Source organism: Streptomyces sp. Y309, assembly GCF_056712025.1.
Genome location: NZ_CM160048.1, coordinates 425370 through 442342 on the forward strand (window position 1 = coordinate 425370; position 16973 = coordinate 442342).

Here is a 16973-nt window from a genome sequence, read left to right on the forward strand (position 1 = left end):
TCACGTGTCGGCCGACTTCCTTTCCGGGGTGTGCGGGTGGGCTTGCGGGGTGTCCGGGTGTGCTTCCGGGGTGCCCGGGTGCGCGTCGCCGGTGGCCAGGGGCGCCTGCCCGTCGCGTTTCGCTTCCAGTTCCGCTTCAAGGGCGGTGATCAGTTCGTCGAGCCGGGTGCCCGCCAGGAAGCCGATCCGGCCGCCGAGCATGTCCTCGTACGATCCGCTGTCGGTGTCCCAGGTGACGCGGACGTCGAGGAGGCTGCCGCCGGGCGCGGCGGTGACGGTGGCCCGGCGTTCGAGGGTGCGCCACAGCCAGCCCGGCTCCGCGCTCAACCGCACGCCGTCGCCGAGGAGTTCGGCCCGGTCCGCCCAGACCACGGCGTCGTCGCCGAGCCGTCCGGCGAACTCCGCGTCGCGCCCCTCCCCCGCCCGCGCGCCGGTGACGGCGGCGAACGGGTCGAGGAGCCGGGGCCGTGACCGCAGCAGGCCCAGGACGTCCGCGGGCGGGTGCGGCAGCCGTACGGCGCGTGTCACCGGGGACAGTTCGGCGGCCCGCGGCACGTCGGCGCGCCCGCTGGACGCGGTCGCCCGCCGGTGGCCGTCGACCTCCGCGAGGATCCCTTCGAGCACCGAAAGACCCTGGTCGAGGTCCTCCTCGGAGATCACCATGGGCGGCTGCACCCGCAGCACGTCCGGGTGGTAGAGGGAGTACGTGGAGGTGACGCCCTCTTCGAGGAGGCGGCCGAGGACCAGTCCTGCGGTCGCGCCGTCGGTGAACTCCAAGCCGTGCATCATGCCCAACCCGCGGTGTTCCGCGACGAGTTCGGGGAAGCGTGCCGCGAGGGCGCCGAGGCGATCGTCGAGGGTGCGGGCCCGCTCCTTGACGCCGGTGAGGAACGCCGCGTCGGAGGCGATCGCGAGGACCTCCAGGCCGACCCGGCACGACAGGGGGTTGCCGCCCAGGCTGGAGCCGAACGTCGAGGGCAGGACCCGCAGGACCTCCCAGACCCGCTCGGTGCCGAGGACGGCGGACAGCGGCACGACGCCGCCGCCGAACGCCTTGCCCACGCACACCAGGTCCGGCGCGACGCCGAACTGCTCGTACGCGAAGAACGTGCCGCAGCGTCCGAACGCCGTCTGCATCTCGTCCAGGATGAGCAGCGCCCCGGCCTCCGTGCACAGCCTGCGCACCTCCTGGAGGTAGCCGGGCGGCGGCACGATCACTCCGGCCTCCGCCTGGACGGGTTCGAGGAGCACGGCGGCCACGGTGTCGTCGAGGGCCGCGGCGAGCTCGTCCAGGTCACCGAAGCCGACCTGCCGGAAGTGCGGCATGAACGGGCCGAGCAGTTCCCGGTGTTCGGGCCGGTCGGAGGCGCTGAGGGTGGCGAAGGTCTTGCCGTGGAAGCAGCCGCGGGCGCTGATGACGCCGGGGCGGCCGGTCGCGGCGCGGGCCAGCTTGAGCGCGTTGTCGATGGTCTCGCCGCCGCCGTTGGCCAGGTACGAGTACGGCAGGAGCTGCCCGGTGGTCTCCGCGAGGCGCTCGGAGAGCCGGATCTGCACCTCCTCGAACATGATCTTCGTGCTGTTCAGGATCCCGGTGTCGAGCTGCTCGCGCACGGCGGCGACGACGCGGGGGTGGGAGTAGCCGAAGGACTGGTTCCCGTACTGGTCGAACAGGGCGAGGTAGGGCGTGCCCGCGTCGTCGTCGAGGACGCGGCTGCCTTCTCCCTTTCCCTGGACGCCGCATCCCATGACGAACGCCATTTTCGCGTAGGCGGGGTGATTGTGGGCGGCTTTGGTCTCAGCCAGCCGCTGACGCCGTGTCCGCATCCGCCACCTCCTCGCGCGCATCGGTGTCTTTGCGCGTATGAGTGCCGTTGCGCGCATAGCTGTCGTAGTCGCCGAAGAAGTACTGGAGCAGTCGGCTCTTCCGGCCTTCTGGTGTACGCGCCCTGCGCACCGCGTCGACGACATCGAGAGCCGCGACGAGACTGAGCGGTGCGCCTTTGAACCGTGCATCCTCGTACGGCTCGTGCAGGGCGAAGAAGCCGATTTCCTTGTAGAAGCTCCGCAGTCCTTCGGAGTCGTCCACGAAGAAGTCTCCGAGGATGTGTGTCATGTCGTGTTTCCTGGCGCTGTGGATGACGGCTTCGCGCATCAGCGCCATGCCTATTTCGCGGTGCCGCATCGACGGCAGGGTCATCAAGTGGCCGAATTCCACGAGGCGGTTGCCGGCGCGCAGGGCCGAGATGTCCACGGTGTCGTCGCACGGCAGTCCGGCCGCCGAGTCGGGCACGACCTTGACCGTGCCGGCGGCCTCGCCGTCGACGTATCCGAGGATGTATTCGGCGTGGGCGTCGAAGCGGTCGAAGGTCGCCGCGGTGTCGGCCGCGTCGGCGAGCCTGCCCTGGTCCTCGACGTAGACGGCGTCACGAAGCCGCAGCACATCGGCCAGTTCGGCCTCGGTGCGCGCCAGTCGGAAGGTCACGTTCACCTACTGCTCCTCTCACCGGCGAAACGGTGGCTCACCCTGGGCTCAGGTGCTGAAGGCTCACTCGCGGACGGCTCACTTGCGGAGCAGCTTTCCGAAGTATTCGAGATAGCCGCGGTTGAAGTACCGGATGCGGTCCCGCACTTCGCTGTGCAGATCCGGCAGCCGCTCCAGCGGAAGATTCGGCATCAGGTGGTGTTCGACGTGGTAATTGTTGCTGTTCGTGAACCACGTCAGGATGCGATTGGAGCGAATCGTGCGGGTGTTGGCGAACGGGTCGCGGTTCAGGACCTCGCAGCCGAAGTGCTCGGGCAGTTCGATGACGGCGTGCACGGGTCCTGCCACAAGCACCAGCGGGATCAGCCATACCCAGAGGACGACCGCCGAACCCAGCGCCAGGGAAATTCCCGAGAGCGCGAGGAGAGTTGCCAGGGCGATGAAGTGGTCGCGTCGTATCCGGCGTGACACGCGCACGCTCTCGCCCTCGAATTCCCGGCCGAGCAGCGACCGTCCGAGATTCGCGACGAACAGCCAGTAATGGTGGACCATGGTGAAGCGCACGGTCCAGTCCACCGTCTTGCCGAAGGCCGAGCGCTCGCTGCCGCCGTACTGGTCGCCGTAGTCGAAGAACTCCCGGTTCTCCGGGGTGCCGAGGTCGCGGTGGTGCCGCATGTGCGCCGCTTTGTACGCCGCGAACGAAATCAGCATCGGCAGTCCGAGGATGATTCCGGTGACCGTGTTCGCCCTGCGGCTGCGGTACGCGAGATTGTGCAGCGTCTCGTGCTGGAGTTCCGCAGCGTGCGCGAGCATGCATCCGATGAGGACGACGCCGGTGATCCGGCACCAGAGGACCGGCTGCAGCACGACGACCACGCCGATGGCGGTGAGGGCCACACAGAGGGTGAATTTGAGGGAGAACACCCATCCCCGGGGCTCCGTGCGCAGGTGTTTCAGTGACGCTCTGAGCTCGGTGGCCTCCTGTGGATTCTGTATGGCCGGGTCGACGGCATCGCCCGCGGTCAGATCCATCGTTGTTCCCTCGATTTCCCAGTAGCTTTCCCAGTAGCTTTCCCAGCGGCTTTCCTGGTGGCGCCCAGGACTGTGTCCGCGCCTCCCGCGGGACGGCACCGCATTGCGGCGGCACACGGACGGCCCGGGCGGCCGGTGTTCCGTGCCGCTCGGTTCAGAAGGTCGTACTCAGCGGGTCGGCTCCGCAGCCGACGCAGGGAAAAGGTCGCGGACGGGAGTCTGTGGGTCGGCTGTCTCGATCGCGTCGAGCAGCGACAGGATTCCGTCTCTGTGCGCGTCCGTTTCCTGCGCGCTGAACAGTTCGGGATGGACGTCGAGAATGACTTCCGTCGTGCCGTCCGCCGATGTCTGGAAGAAGTACACGGTCATGTCGACGGTCAGGGGAATCGACATGGTGCGCATCGTCGCGGCGGCTCCCGCGAAGTCCAGTTTGTAGTCGAACTTCATCACATTGACCATCGGGCCCCACAGCCGTGCCCCGCCGCCCTGTTCGGTGATTTCGCGGGAGATCTCGGCGGTGGGATAGCGGGAGTGCAGCAGGACTTCCCGTACCTCCCGCGACACGCGGCGCGCGAAATCGCCCAGGGGCAGGCCGGTGTCCACGGTGAGGCGCAGCGGCAGGATGTTCATCGTCATGCCGGGTACGTTGCGCACCTGTGGGCTCAGCCGTCCGCCGGTCGGCAGGCCGAGCAGCAGCTCGTCCGCGCCGGTGTGCTCGCCGACGTACGCCGCGATGGTGCTGACGGCGAGGTCCGACCAGGTCACGCCGAGCCCGTCGGCGGCCCGCTCCAGACGTCCGACCCGGTCAGGGGCGAGTTCGGTGGTGCGCCGCCGGCCGATGGCGAGCCCGGCGCGCCGGCCGGCGAGGCTGACCGGCTCGGGGTGGCCGGCCATTCTGCCGAGCCAGTGCGCGCGGTCCCGCGTGAAGCTCTTGCTGTCGCGATAGGCGTCCTCGGTCCGCACCAGCCGCTCGAAGACGGGAAAGGCGCCGTCGGCGGCGGGGAGCCGCTGTGCGAGGGCCGTGTATACGGCGGCCGTGCGGTTGAAGACGAGCGCGAGGCTGTAGCCGTCGAGGACGGCGTGGTGCACGCGCCGGTACAGAATGAAATGGCCGTCGGTGATTTTCAGGAGAGCGGCGCGGCACAATCGCTGCGGGTCGACGGGCCCTTGGGCATCCGTTTCCATCCATTGTGCGGCCGCCGCCTCGGGGTCGGCCTCGGTGCTCACGTCGATGAAGGCGAGCGGTGCGGGCTCTTCGCGCACGTACTGGCTGAATCCGTTCGCCCCGTCCTCGGCGGGAACAATGGCGAGACGTAATGCCTCGGCCTCGTGCTCGACCTGCTCATGTGCCGCAGCCATCAGTTCCGGGTCGATGTGACCGCGGATGTCGAGATAGTCGCAAATACAGTAGACGGGGTTGCTCAGGTCTTCCGCTTGAGCCATCCATGTGCGCAACTGCGTAGCAAGGAGCGGTAGTTCTGTTCTTTCGCGATTAAGCAACGTACACCTCCTCAAGAGGACACTTGCTTAAATCGACGCCACATCGCACAGGCGTCACGGACACAATTTCTTGGTCGCGCGTACCCATTGGTGGGGAACAGTTCGGCGTCCGGGAAGTGGTGGGGGGATTGGTGGGGTCCCAGGACAACGCGGGTAGCCTACATGTGACTTGATCGACCGTCCATACCCTCACGGGGGCATGTGCCAATGTCACTGAATGCAAGGACCACTGGCCCGCTCACCGATGCCTTAATCACGCTTGGCGACGGGTATTGGACTCGGCCAACTCGACGATTATCGGCCACACCCTGACGACCAGGGTTTACGCTGGCCTGCAACTGCCTTCACGATCTTCAGGGCGCCCCGCGCAAAACGCCTTTGCCTACAGCCTGTTGAACCGAGAAACAGCAGTTCCGCACTCTCGTGTACGCACCGTGAACGTGGAGGATGGATGGCGACGGACTCGACGGACCAGTCAGTGACCCCACCCGGCGCCCAGAAGGCGGCGACGCGCCGCGGCGTGGCCGTGGTGGCCGCTCTCATGCTGGGCGCGTTCGCCTTCAACACGACCGAGAATCTGCCGATCGGTGTCCTGAAGCTGATGTCGGACGACATGGACGTGTCGTTGTCGGCCGTCGGGCTCCTGGTGTCCGGCTACGGCCTGACCGTGGCCGTCGTCTCCGTGCCGATCGCCCAGCTGACCCGCTCCGTCCCGCGCCGCCTCGTGCTGTGCGTGCTGCTGTCCGCGCTGTTCCTGGCCAGCGTGGTGGCGGCGCTGGTGTCGTCGTACTGGGTGCTGATGGCCTGCCGGCTGGTGACGGCGGTGGCGCAGGCGCTGTTCTGGGCGGTGATGGGGCCGGTCGCGGTCGGCCTCTTCCCGCCGCACGTCCGCGGCCGCGTCATCGGCGCGCTGTCCGTGGGCGGTTCGGCGGCCCTGGTCCTGGGTGTGCCCGGCGGCACCTGGCTCGGCCAGCACAGCAGTTGGCAGGTGCCGTTCCTGGTCGTCGGCGCGCTCGCCATCCCGCCGCTCATCCTCATCGCCACCGCGCTGCCCGCCTCCCGCCCGGAAGAGAGCCACGCCGTGCGCGGCGTCGCCCCGGACACCCGGCGCTTCGCCGTCGTCCTCGCGGTCACCGGTCTCACAGTCACCGGCGTCTTCGCGGGCTACACGTACATCTCCAAGTTCCTCGTCGACGAGAGCGGGTTCACCGAGTCCACGGTCAGCACGCTGCTGCTCGTCCTCGGCGTCACCGGCATCGTGACCGTCGCGGTCTACGGCCGGCTCCTGGACCGCTTCCCCCGCGCCACGCTCACCCTGCCGGTGGCCACGCAGGCGGTGGCGCTGCTCGGCCTGTACACGGCGGGCGGGTCGAAGACCGTCGCCGTGATCATGATGGTGCTTCTCGGCGCCTCGCTGGGGCCGGTCTTCATGGCCACGCAGAGCCAGGTCATGCACTTCGCCCCCGGCCGCACGGAGACCGCCATCGCGGCGAACGGCGCCGCGTACAACACGGGCGTGGCCCTGGGCGCCCTGGCGGGCGGCCTGCTCCTGCCGGTCATGGGCGTCCGCGGCACGTTCCTCGTGGGCGGACTGATGACCGTTGCGGCCCTCGCGCTGCTCCTGGAGGAGCAGCTCGTGTCGGTGGGGCGCCCGCAGCGCTGGTCCGCGGCTCCCGCCGAGACACCGGTGCGGGACGACGTCTGCGCGAAGCCGTGAGACCGGGGCGCCGCCCCGGCACGGCCGGTCAGATGCGGTCGGCGGCGATGAGCAGGTAGTGGAAGCTGCCCTCTCTGTACGCGGTGAGGAAGGCCTCCTCGATGCCGGTGGCGAGGGACGACGCCGCCCGCAGTTCCCAGTACGGGAAGGTGGCCGCGGTCAGGTCCACCACCTCCAGCGGGACCAAGTCGTGGGCCGCGAGGGCCTTGAAGTAGGCGCTTCTGGGGTGGATGTTGCAGGTGTAGTGCTCGTCGATGCGGCTGACGGCCTTGGAGCGCAGCCCCGTCACGTCGTTGGAGCACCCGGTGACGCAGACGTAGCGCCCGCCGTGCGCCAGGACGCGGGCGAGCTCTCCGTAGAGCTCATCGAGATCGACGTACATGGTGGTCTCGTTGGTCCACACGCCCTGGAAGGTGCCGTCGTCGAAGCCGGTGTCGAGCATGTTCCGGTAGTGGAAACGCACCTGCTGCCCGACGCCCTGCTCCTCGGCCTGCTCGTTGGCGAACCCGACCTGGTACTCCGAGATCGTCACACCGTCCACCCGGCAGCCGAACCGCCCGTGGGCCATGAGGCTGGTGCCACCTCGGCCGGACCCGGCGTCGAGCAGCCGGTCGCCGGGCGCGATGTCCCCCAGCTGGTCCAGGAGCAGATCGGCCTGCGCCGTCTCGAGGCGGTGCAGCTCCCGGACGACCCGTTCCGTACGGGCCTCCTCCGGCGCCTGCAGCACGGACCGGTCGAACTCCCCTATGCCGTAGTGATGGTGATAGAGGCGGTCGACATCGCCGAGCAGCAGGTTGACCGGGTCCTTGCGATGACCGTTCCAGTACGCGGCGACGGCTCGCTGGAACTCGGTGCGCAGGACCGGTCCGGTCGGGGTGGTGGGGGTGCTGGTGGCAGCCATGGGGTACCTCCAAGTCCGTTGGTACGGCAGGTGTGTGAGGGAGCGTCGTTTCACGACGTGGTGTAGCGGGCGCTGCCCGCGTGCCAGGCCCGGTTGCCGGCGAGCCAGGCGTGGACGCCCGCCAGGAACCGCGCCAGTTCCGGCGGCCCGAGCAGGCTCAGGGAGGCCGCCTCCGCCTCGAAGTCACGCATCAGTTCGTCGTGGACGGCGACGCTGCGCGCGAATGCCTCCGCGAGGGGGCAGCCCTCTTCGGCGGCGATGACGAGCGGCAGGTTGAAGTCCTGGTCGGGCCCTGCGTTCTCCCTGGCCATGCTGTACAGGTCGTTGACCAGCGCGCCGGCGAGACCGGCCTTGAGGAAGGCCCGGCGCACCCGCGGCTCCGTGAACGCGGCGGTCGGCAGCTGGTAGCCCTCGGCCGCGTCGACCAGCGCCAAGATGGGTGCCTGGCTGCCCATCTGACGATGCGCCAGGTACTCCCAGGCGGACGGCATGCGTCCGGTGCAGCGCCAGACCGCCTCGGCGCTCGCGGCCTGGAACATCGACAGCTGCTCCCGGCAGGCGCGTGCCACCTGCGTGGGGGTGGCGTACCGGCCCAGGTGCTCGCGCGCGGACCTGAGCGCCACCAGGACGGGGTCGCTCCCGATGGCCCGGCGGAGCTCGGGCGCGTAGGCGGCGGGGAACGACGGCGGATCGAGCACGTTCGCGGCGATGGCCATGCGCGCCGCGGCCACCTCCGGTACGGCTCCGGCGTGGCGGTCGTCGCAGTAGTAGTCGTCCGCCGTCCAGGCCGCCACGGTGCACCGGCCGATGGCCAGGAGCATGTCGGCATCGTCGGTGCCGGGGTGGGCGAGCATCATGTAGCGGCCGAAGTCGGCGGCGCGCAGGCTGTCCAGGCGGCCGGCCTGGATCCCGACCTCCTCGGCCCAGTCGACGAGCCGGTCGTTGACCTCCGCGCCCAGGGCCGGGTCGTCACGGAGCACGTCGGGGCAGTGCAGCGGCGGCACGGACAGCTCACCGAGCTCCCGGACACCGCGTGGCCGCAGCCGTGCCGCCGACGTGCCGAGCCCCGTGGGCCCGATCATGCCGGGGCCGCCGTCGGTGTGGCGGTGTGGACGCGGGGCTCCTCGTCGGACCCGTAGTGGCCGATCTCGACGTTCTCGAGGACGCCCAGCGCACTCGGCAGCAGCACCGCCACCGAGTAGTAGGCGCTCACCAGGTAGGAGATGACGGCTTTCTCGTCGATCCCCATGAAGCGTACGGAGAGGCTGGGTTCGTACTCGTCGGGGATGCCGGTCTGGTGCAGGCCGATGACGCCCTCGTCCTCCTCCCCCGTGCGCAGCGCGATGATCGAGCTGGTGAGGGAGGGCGAGACCGGGATCTTGTTGCAGGGCAGGAAGGGTACGCCGCGCCAACCGAAGACGTGGTGACCGTGGAACTCGACACCGGGCTCGGAGATACCGGCGCGGGTGCACTCACGGGCGAAGGCCGCGATCGTACGGCGGTGCGCGAGGAAGAACTTGGTCTTGCGGCGCATCGAGAGCAGCTCGTCCATGTCGTCCGGGGTCGGCGGCCCGCCGCGGGTGGAGATCCGCTGCTTGAAGTCGGCGTTGTGCAGCAGCCCGAACTCGCGGTTGTTGATGAGCTCGTGTTCCTGCCGCTCCCGCAGTGCCTCGACGGTCAGCCGCAGTTGCTGCTCCACCTGGTCCATCGGCTCGTTGTAGAGATCGGCGACGCGGGTGTGCACGCGCAGCACCGTCTGGGCGACGCTCAGCGAGTACTCGCGCGGCTCGGGGTCGTAGTCGACGAACGCGCCGTCCAGGGTGGGTTCGCCCTCGTGCCCCGAGGCGATACGGATGTCGGCCTCGCCTCTTCTGTTCACCGGCGGTTCGGGGCGCGAGACGAACTCCTCGACGCGGGACCGCAGTTCGGGTGAGCGGTCGGCGAGCTCCTTGAAGGCGCGGCGCGGCAGCACCATGAGCGTGCACGGTGTCATCGCCCTGACGGTAAAGGCCCAGCGGCTGTTCTTGTCGACGAGGGCATCCTCGCCGAGGTAGTCGCCGTCGCTGAGCGTGCCGTGCGAGGTCTGTCCGTCGTACGCGGCGGCGCCCAGCTTGTCGGCCTTGCCATGGGCGATCACGAGGAGCCCGTCGGCCTTGTCGCCCTCCCGCGCCAGGACCGCCCCGGCCTCGGCCTCCTGCTGCTCGAACTGTCCAGCGAGGCGCTTGAGCAGCGCGCCGTCGGACACCTCCCGCAGCAGCGGAAGCTCCGTCAGCTCCCGGGGCACCACCCGCACTTGGCCGTCGGCGATCTCGCAGTCCACCCGGCCGTCGCCGACCGTGCACAGGAGCCGTCGGTTCACGCGGTAGGTGCCGCCCGAGACCTGTACCCACGGCAGAATTCTGAGCAGCCAGCGCGAGGAGATGCCCTGCATCTGCGGAACGGACTTGGTGGTGTGGGCCAGATTCCGGGCCGCGCTCGTGCTCAGACTGGTCTGCACGGCCTGCATGGTCTGCGCCTGCCGCCCGTCCGGGGCCTTCCCGTCCTGCGATGCCGGTATCTCTGCCATGACACGCCGCTCCCTTTCCGTGTGCTAACGGTGACGTCACGGGTGTGTCCGACGCGACGGATCTCGGGCGCTTGCCCAAGTGGGGTGAAGGGGCACGCTGTTTTGCGTACCGGACGGGCCGTGGGAGGGCGCCGCCGGATGCCGTGCGTCACGACATATGACCTCAGCGTCACACATGCGAAGGCGGACCGCACGCCGGGGAGGCCCGCCCGGCGGTCCGGCGGGCCCCACCGCCACGATCACGGCTGGTTCACCGGCTCCGGGTGGGCACGGCTGGTTCACCCGCTCCCGGTGGGCACGGCTGGTTCATCCGCTCCCGGTGGGCACGGCTTCACCCGCTCCGGGTGGGTGGGGCCACCGGCTCCCGATGGTCGAAGGCGATCAGGGGATCCCCCGTCAGCGGATGCTCGACCACCGCCGCCCGCACCCCGAACACCTCCGCGAGCAGCTCGGGCGTGAGCACCTCGCGGGGCGGGCCGGAGGCGACCACGGATCCGGCGTGCAGGACGTGCAGCCGGTCGCAGACCGACGCGGCGGCGTTGAGATCGTGCAGCGAGACGAGAGTGGTGCGGCGTGCGGCGCGCAGCAGGGCGAGCAGGTCCACCTGGTGGCGTACGTCGAGGTGGTTGGTGGGCTCGTCCAGGACGAGGACGTCGGGGTCCTGGGCGAACGCGCGGGCCAGCAGGGCGCGTTGGCGCTCGCCGCCGGACAGCGCGGAGAACCGCCGGCCGGCCAGGGCCGCCATGCCGACCTCGGCCAGGGCCCGCGCGACCGTGTCCCGGTCGGCCGCGTCGTCCCCGGCGAACGCCCGCTTGTAGGGCGTGCGGCCCATGGCGACGACCTCGCGCACCGTCAGCTCGAAGTCGCCGCCCCGCTCCTGCGGCAGCGCGGCCACGTGCCGGGCGGCCCGGGCGGGGCTCAGCTCGCGCAGATCGGCGCCGTCGAGCAGCACCCGCCCCGCGACCGGCCGCAGATGGCGGTAGACGGTGCGCAGGACGGTGGACTTGCCGCTGCCGTTCGGGCCGACCAGACCCGCGATCTCCCCGTCCGCCGCGAGCAGCCCGACGCCCGACAGGACCGTGCGGCCCGCGTAGGCGACGCTCAGTTCCTCGATGTCGACTCTCAACTTCCGCTCCCCAGGCGCCGGTCGAGCAGGAAGAGCAGGGCCGGGGCCCCGATCAGGGAGGTGACGACGCCGACCGGCAGCTCCTGCGTGTCCATGGCCGTGCGGCACACGATGTCGACGACGACCAGGAGCAACGCCCCGAACAGCGCGGACACCGGCAACAGCCGCCGGTGGTCGCCGCCGACGACGAGCCGGCAGGCGTGCGGCACCATCAGGCCGACGAAGCCGATGGCTCCCGACACCGCGACCAGGACACCGGTCAGAACGCTCGTCACGACGAACAGTTCACGGCGCAGCCCCACGACATCGACGCCGAGCCCGGCCGCCGTCTCGTCGCCCATCAGCAGGGCGTTGAGTGCGCGGGCCCGCGCCTGGAGCAGCAGCAGCGCGGCCGGGACCACGGCCGCGGGCACGGCGAGCAGCGGCCAGCTCGCCCCGCTCAGGCTGCCCATGAGCCAGAACAGCACGCTGTGCGTCTGCTGTTCGTCACCGGCCTGGAGCACCAGATAGCTGGTGAAGCCGGACAGGAACTGGCCGACGGCCACCCCGGCGAGCACGAGCCGCAGCGGCGCGAATCCCCCGCCGCGCCGGGCCACCGCCCACACCAGGGTGAACGTCACCAGGGCGCCCGCGAAGGCCGCCCCCGACAGGCCGATGCCGAGCGCGCCGCCCGCTCCCACGCCGAGCACGATCGCGCCGACCGCGCCGAGCGAGGCACCGCTGGAGATGCCGAGCAGGTAGGGGTCGGCCAGCGGGTTGCGGACGAGGGCCTGGACGGCCGTGCCCACGAGGCCGAGCCCGGCGCCGACGAGCGCGGCGAGCAGCGCCCTCGGCACCCGCAACTGCCACACGATCAGGTCGTCCGTGCCGGGCCTTGCCGCCTCGCCGGACAGCCGGCGCCCCACGACCGCCCACACCTCGGCGGGCGGGATGGACGTCGAGCCCCAGGACACCGCGGCGGTGAGGGCGGCGAGCAGGGCGACGGCCAGGGCGGCCGCGAGGGGCCAGGCATTCGGGGTGCGCGGGCCTGCGGTCTTCGGGGTGCGCGGGCCCGCGGTCTTCTGGCGGCGCGCGGTGAGCGAGGAGGGCACGGCTAGCCGACCTTGCCGGGGTAGAGGGTCCGGGCGATCCGCCGGACCGTGTCGGCGTTGGCGACCCCGGCGATGGTGGTGGGCTCGGAGCCGATGCGCAGGAAACGGCCCTCCTTGACGGCCTTAAGACCCTTCGTCGCCGGATTGGTCTCCAGCCACCGCTGCGCCTCGTCGAACGCCTTCCGGTTGGCGGCCGCGCTGCCGCGGTTGCGGACGCCGAGCTGGATCCAGTCCGGGTTCTTGGAGATCACGTCCTCCCACCCGGTCTGCTTGCGGTCGCCGTCGCAGTCCACGAAGACGTCGCGGGCGCCCGCGAGGGTGATCACCGCGTGCGCGATCTGCCGGTTGCAGACGACCGTGGGCTGCTTGGTGCCGGCGTCGTAGTCGAAGAAGAAGTACGAGGGGCGCTCGCCCGCCGGGGTGCCGCCGACGGCCTTGCGCACGGCGGCCACCTTCTCACGCATGCCGGTGACGAGTTGCTTCGCCCTGGCGTCGGTACCGGTGACCGCGCCGAGCGTGGTGATGTCGCGCTCGACGGCGGACAGGTCGGTCATGGGGCCCTCGCGGTCCGCGGCGCAGGCGGTGGACTTCAGGTAGAGGTGCTTGATCCCGGCGGCCGCGAACTCGGCGTCGGTCGGCGCGTCCCCCATGCCGCCGCCGCTCGTGCCGCTCATCGACGCGAAGGTGTCGATGTAGAGGTCGGCGCCGGAGCCGAGCAGCTTCTCCTTGGGGATGACCGTCCGGCCCAGTACGTCGACGTCCTGCGCCTGTGCGTCCAGCTTCCCCGGCAGGGTGCCCTTGGCGGGCGGGAAGCCGGTGCCGGCCACCTTGTCCCCGGCGCCCAGGCGCAGCAGCAGTTCCAGGCTGGAGGCGTTGCTCGTGACGATGCGCTGCGGGGCGGCGGAGAACGTGGTCTTCTTGCCCGCGCAGTCGGTGACGGTCACAGGGAAGCCCCCCGCGCCGGGCTGGTCCGCAGCGGCGTCGGCCGACTCCCCTGCCCCGCCGCCGCATCCGGCCGCCAGCAGGCCGAGCACCGCGGCCGTCACACCGCACCTCACACGAGAACGCATCGCATTCGCTCCAGGATCCACTCACGTAGCCGGGTGGGCCGCTGCCCACCCGGTCACGTAGTCGCAGCGGAGCCGGGACGAGTTCCGACGTGGTGCGTGCGTGACCGGGCGCGGCGCGTCGCGGCTAGGCCTCGCGGGTCGGCAGCACGGAGAGGTGCGGCAGATTGACGTGACGGGGCCTGCCGACGGTGAACGCGATGAGTTCGGCGACGTCCGTCCCGGAGGGGATGCCGTCGATGGAGCCCACGGCCTCCTGGACGGCGGCGCTGATGGCGGGGTCCTCGATGTGGTCGCGCAGTTCGGTGTCGACGGTGCCGGGCTCGATGTTCGTGACGCGTACGTCGGCGGGGCTGAGCCGGGCGCGCAGGTTGCGGGAGAGGTGGCTGAAGGCGGCCTTGGTGGCGGCGTATCCGGCGAAGCCGGGCAGCACGCTCCGGGCGGCGGCCGAGGAGATGTTGACCAGGTCCGCGTGGCCCCGTTCGGCGGCGGCCGCGAGCAGGTCCGGCACGAACGCCTCGACGACGGCGAAGGCCCCGGTGACGTTCACGTCGATCATGCGCTGCCAGTTGGGGCCCGCCGTGCCGTCAAGGAGGTCGGGCAGGGCGAGGCCCGCGTTGTTGACGACCAGGTCGACGCGGCCGAGCCGGGAGCGGACGTCGGCGGCGGCCGCCGCGAGGGACGCCGGGTCGGTCACGTCGGTGGGCAGGGACAGCGCGGTGCCGCCCGCCTCCTCGATCCGTGCGGCGTGGCCGGCCAGGCGCTCGCCGCGGCGGGCGAGGAGGGCGACCCGCGCGCCCTGTGCGGCGAGGACCTGCGCGGTGGCCTCGCCGATGCCGCTGGAGGCGCCGGTCACGACGGCCACGCGTCCGGTGAGAGGGCGGGCGAGGGACGCGGCCTGCGGGGCGGTGAAGGTCATGGTGGTCTCCCTGGTGTGCGGAGTGCGGACCGCGTTTCGTGCGGGCACTGTGGCTTGTCGGGTACGGGATGCACGCCGCGTCGGTGCGGCGCGTCCCGTGGTCCCGACTCTGCTGAAGATCCACGGCCCTACCCAGGGCTCCGCCCGACCCTGGGTCTGGCAGAACCACCCTGCGCGGGGCGCGCGAGCCACGTACCGGAGACTTGATCCATGGACTTCCGCACCGAACTCGCCGCGTTCCTCCGCTCCCGCCGCGCCCGGCTGCGTCCGGAAGAGGCCGGGGTCCGTCCGTTCGGCGGGCGGCGGCGCGTGCCCGGGCTGCGCCGCGAGGAGCTGGCGGAGCTGGCCGGGGTCAGCGTCGACTACTACGTACGGCTCGAACAGGGCCGCACGCACAACGTCTCCGACAGCGTCCTGGACGCCGTCGCCCGGGTCCTGCGGCTCGACGACGCCGAGCGCGCGCACCTGGGCCATCTGACCCGCGCCCTGCGCCACCCGGCCTCGACGCCGCCCGCCCCGCAGCCGGTCAGGGCGGGCGTCAGGGTCCTGCTCGCGGCGCTGGACGAGGTGCCCGCGTACGTCGTCGGGCGCCGGCTCGACATCCTCGACTCCAACCGGCAGGCCCGCGCGCTGCTCACCGACTTCGACGCGCTGCCCGCCGAGCGCCGCAATGTGGCGTGGCTGCACTTCCTGGACCCGGGCGTGCGGGGCCGCTACCCGGACCGGGAGGCGTGGGAGGAGACCGCGCGCGACACCGTCGCGGCGCTGCGCATGGACCTCGGCCGCCACCCCTGCGACGACCGCCTGTGCGACCTGCTCGGCGAACTCTCCGTGCGCAGCGACGAGTTCCGCGTGCTGTGGGCCGAGCAGCTGGTGCGCGAGCACTCCCACGGCGTCGAGCGGCTGCGCCACCCGGTGGCCGGTGACCTGACCCTGCGCCGCGAGACGCTGCGGCTGCCCGACACCCCCGACCAGGCCCTGGTGACGTACGCGGCCGAGCAGGGCAGCCCGTCCCGCGCGGCCCTCGCCGTGCTCGCCGGGGGCGCCGCGGCTCAGCTCTGGGGCGCGGGGAACGCCACGGGGCTGCGCAGGCCGGAGCGGCCGACCGCGCGCACGCCGAAGAAGACGTTGTCCTTGGACAGCTCGACGGTGTGACGCGTGACGTCGCCGACGTCGATGACATGCGTCCACTCGGAGGCGGTGGTCTCGCGCCACACGACTTCGTACCCCGCGAGGTCCTTCTCGGCGCCCCGCTCCCACACGAGTTCGGTGTCGTTGGTCAGCGCGGCGGTGCGGATCTTCGCGCCGCGCGGGGTGCCGGGCGCCTGCGCGAGGCTCCACAGGGCGGCGGCGTTGACGCGGGCCACGCGCGCGACGTACGGGAAGTCGCAGAACTCCGGCAGGTCCCCGTACTGCTTGCCGTCGACGACGCGCACGTCCTGGTGCTGGTGGGCGTAGTCCTCGGCGGGCTCGGTGAACCGGGCCGCGGGATAGGCGCGTTCGAGGAAGGGGATGTGGTCGCCGCCGCGCAGATAGCGGTCGCGGCGGTAGATGACGCGGACCCGCATGCCGGTCGCGTCGTTGTCGGCGACGTCCCGTACGAAGCGGGCGAGCTGGCGTGACGGCGAGTCGTTCTCGCCGCCCACGGAGCGCCGGACGGCGGCCTCTTCGGGGGTCTCGGACGAGGGCACGCCCTCCGCGAAGAGACGGATGGTGCGCGGGTCGCGGCTGCCGTCGTCGGCGGTGGGGCTGCCGACGATGTCGTTGGTGAACATCCCCTGGACGTCCGCCTTCTGACGTTTGAACAGCTCCGCCATGTGAGCCGCGCCGTACAGCCCCTGCTCCTCGCCCGCGACGGCCGCGAACACCACTGTGGCGGCGAGGCGCCGGGTCGCCATGACCCGGGCGAGCTCCATGACGACGGCGACTCCGGAGGCGTCGTCGTCCGCTCCGGGCGCGTCGCTGGTGAAGTCCATGGGGTCGCTCGCGCGCGAGTCGTAGTGCCCCGACACGACGTACAGCCGGTCCGGGGACGCCGAGCCGCGCAGGGTCGCGACGACGTTGGTGATCCGCGTCGGCTCCGGGATGCGCGGGCCCGGTTCCTGGACGTACGACTGGAGCTCCACGCTCATCCGGCCGCCCGACGCGCGTGCGTGGCGCCGCAGCTCGGCGAGGATCCAGTCCCGTGCCGCGCCGACGCCGCGTACGGGGTCGTCCTGCGCGGACAGCGTGTGCCGGGTCCCGAACGCGGCGAGACGCCGCACGGTCGCCTCGATGCGCCGGTGGTCGATCTCCCGCAGGAGCGCGCGCAGTTCGCGCGGCGGCTCCTGTGCGGTGGGGCCGGGGCCGATCGGTACGGCGGCGGGGTCGTGGCCGTCGCGTGCCGCGGCGGGGTCCGCCTGCAGGCCGGCGGCTCCGGCCGTGGTGGCGGCCGCGGCCGCGGCGAGGACGGTACGCCGGGAAGTGCCCGTCTGCTCCGACATGCGGCCATAGTCATGGACACCACAAGCGACCGCAAGGGGGCATGGGGGCTGAGGTGTCGGGTGGGCCGGATCGGCCCCGGGGTGGCCGA

14 protein-coding genes are annotated in these 16973 nt (G+C 71.3%); 2 read left to right on the plus strand and 12 right to left on the minus strand.

All coding sequences use genetic code 11. The features are described from left to right. The 4 genes from AC0KTA_RS01775 to AC0KTA_RS01790 all read right to left on the minus strand — a co-directional run bounded on the left by AC0KTA_RS01775 (position 1) and on the right by AC0KTA_RS01790 (position 5014). Positions 1-1824 carry an aspartate aminotransferase family protein gene (locus AC0KTA_RS01775; RefSeq protein ID WP_481053298.1) on the minus strand — a complete coding sequence of 608 codons (1824 nt, stop codon included), beginning with the start codon at positions 1822-1824 and terminating at the stop codon, positions 1-3. Continuing rightward, positions 1796-2482 (minus strand): GNAT family N-acetyltransferase, encoded by a 687-nt coding sequence (locus AC0KTA_RS01780; protein WP_481053299.1) that lies wholly within the window; start codon positions 2480-2482, stop codon positions 1796-1798. Before AC0KTA_RS01780 ends, AC0KTA_RS01775 begins: the two co-directional genes overlap by 29 nt. A 78-nt stretch (positions 2483-2560) precedes the next feature. Then, positions 2561-3514 (minus strand): fatty acid desaturase family protein, encoded by a 954-nt coding sequence (locus AC0KTA_RS01785; RefSeq protein ID WP_481053300.1) that lies wholly within the window; start codon positions 3512-3514, stop codon positions 2561-2563. 168 nt (positions 3515-3682) lie between these two features. Next, on the minus strand, positions 3683-5014 hold the full coding sequence (locus AC0KTA_RS01790) for a condensation domain-containing protein (RefSeq protein ID WP_481053301.1): 1332 nt from the start codon (positions 5012-5014) through the stop codon (positions 3683-3685). 541 nt (positions 5015-5555) lie between these two features. Here AC0KTA_RS01790 and AC0KTA_RS01795 point away from each other — a divergent pair. After that, a complete protein-coding gene (locus AC0KTA_RS01795; RefSeq protein WP_481056273.1) occupies positions 5556-6731 on the plus strand; it encodes an MFS transporter in 1176 nt (391 codons plus the stop codon). A 28-nt stretch (positions 6732-6759) separates the two neighbouring features. Here AC0KTA_RS01795 and AC0KTA_RS01800 read toward each other — a convergent pair whose 3' ends face one another. From AC0KTA_RS01800 to AC0KTA_RS01830, 7 genes are all read right to left on the minus strand, one after another. Then, positions 6760-7632 carry a geranyl diphosphate 2-C-methyltransferase gene (locus AC0KTA_RS01800; protein ID WP_481053302.1) on the minus strand — a complete coding sequence of 291 codons (873 nt, stop codon included), beginning with the start codon at positions 7630-7632 and terminating at the stop codon, positions 6760-6762. Positions 7633-7682: 50 nt separating this feature from the next. Beyond that, entirely contained in the window at positions 7683-8714 is a 1032-nt protein-coding gene (locus AC0KTA_RS01805) for a family 2 encapsulin nanocompartment cargo protein terpene cyclase (protein ID WP_481053303.1), read from the minus strand. Next, positions 8711-10198: a family 2B encapsulin nanocompartment shell protein gene (locus AC0KTA_RS01810; RefSeq protein ID WP_481053304.1), complete on the minus strand. Its 1488-nt coding sequence runs from the start codon at positions 10196-10198 to the stop codon at positions 8711-8713. Before AC0KTA_RS01810 ends, AC0KTA_RS01805 begins: the two co-directional genes overlap by 4 nt. A gap of 331 nt (positions 10199-10529) precedes the next feature. After that, complete coding sequence (locus AC0KTA_RS01815) at positions 10530-11324, minus strand: ABC transporter ATP-binding protein (protein ID WP_481053305.1); 795 nt, start codon at positions 11322-11324, stop codon at positions 10530-10532. Continuing rightward, a complete protein-coding gene (locus AC0KTA_RS01820) occupies positions 11321-12415 on the minus strand; it encodes a FecCD family ABC transporter permease (RefSeq protein WP_481053306.1) in 1095 nt (364 codons plus the stop codon). The genes AC0KTA_RS01815 and AC0KTA_RS01820 overlap by 4 nt, the downstream gene beginning before the upstream one ends. A 2-nt stretch (positions 12416-12417) precedes the next feature. Next, complete coding sequence (locus AC0KTA_RS01825) at positions 12418-13485, minus strand: ABC transporter substrate-binding protein (protein WP_481053307.1); 1068 nt, start codon at positions 13483-13485, stop codon at positions 12418-12420. A gap of 124 nt (positions 13486-13609) precedes the next feature. Beyond that, positions 13610-14401 (minus strand): SDR family oxidoreductase, encoded by a 792-nt coding sequence (locus AC0KTA_RS01830; RefSeq protein WP_481053308.1) that lies wholly within the window; start codon positions 14399-14401, stop codon positions 13610-13612. 210 nt (positions 14402-14611) lie between these two features. Here AC0KTA_RS01830 and AC0KTA_RS01835 point away from each other — a divergent pair, with 210 nt between their 5' ends. After that, positions 14612-15556 (plus strand): helix-turn-helix transcriptional regulator, encoded by a 945-nt coding sequence (locus AC0KTA_RS01835; protein WP_481053309.1) that lies wholly within the window; start codon positions 14612-14614, stop codon positions 15554-15556. Here the strand turns inward: AC0KTA_RS01835 and AC0KTA_RS01840 are convergent. After that, complete coding sequence (locus tag AC0KTA_RS01840) at positions 15454-16884, minus strand: M20/M25/M40 family metallo-hydrolase (protein ID WP_481053310.1); 1431 nt, start codon at positions 16882-16884, stop codon at positions 15454-15456. The genes AC0KTA_RS01835 and AC0KTA_RS01840 overlap by 103 nt on opposite strands. Positions 16885-16973: the final 89 nt, after the last annotated feature.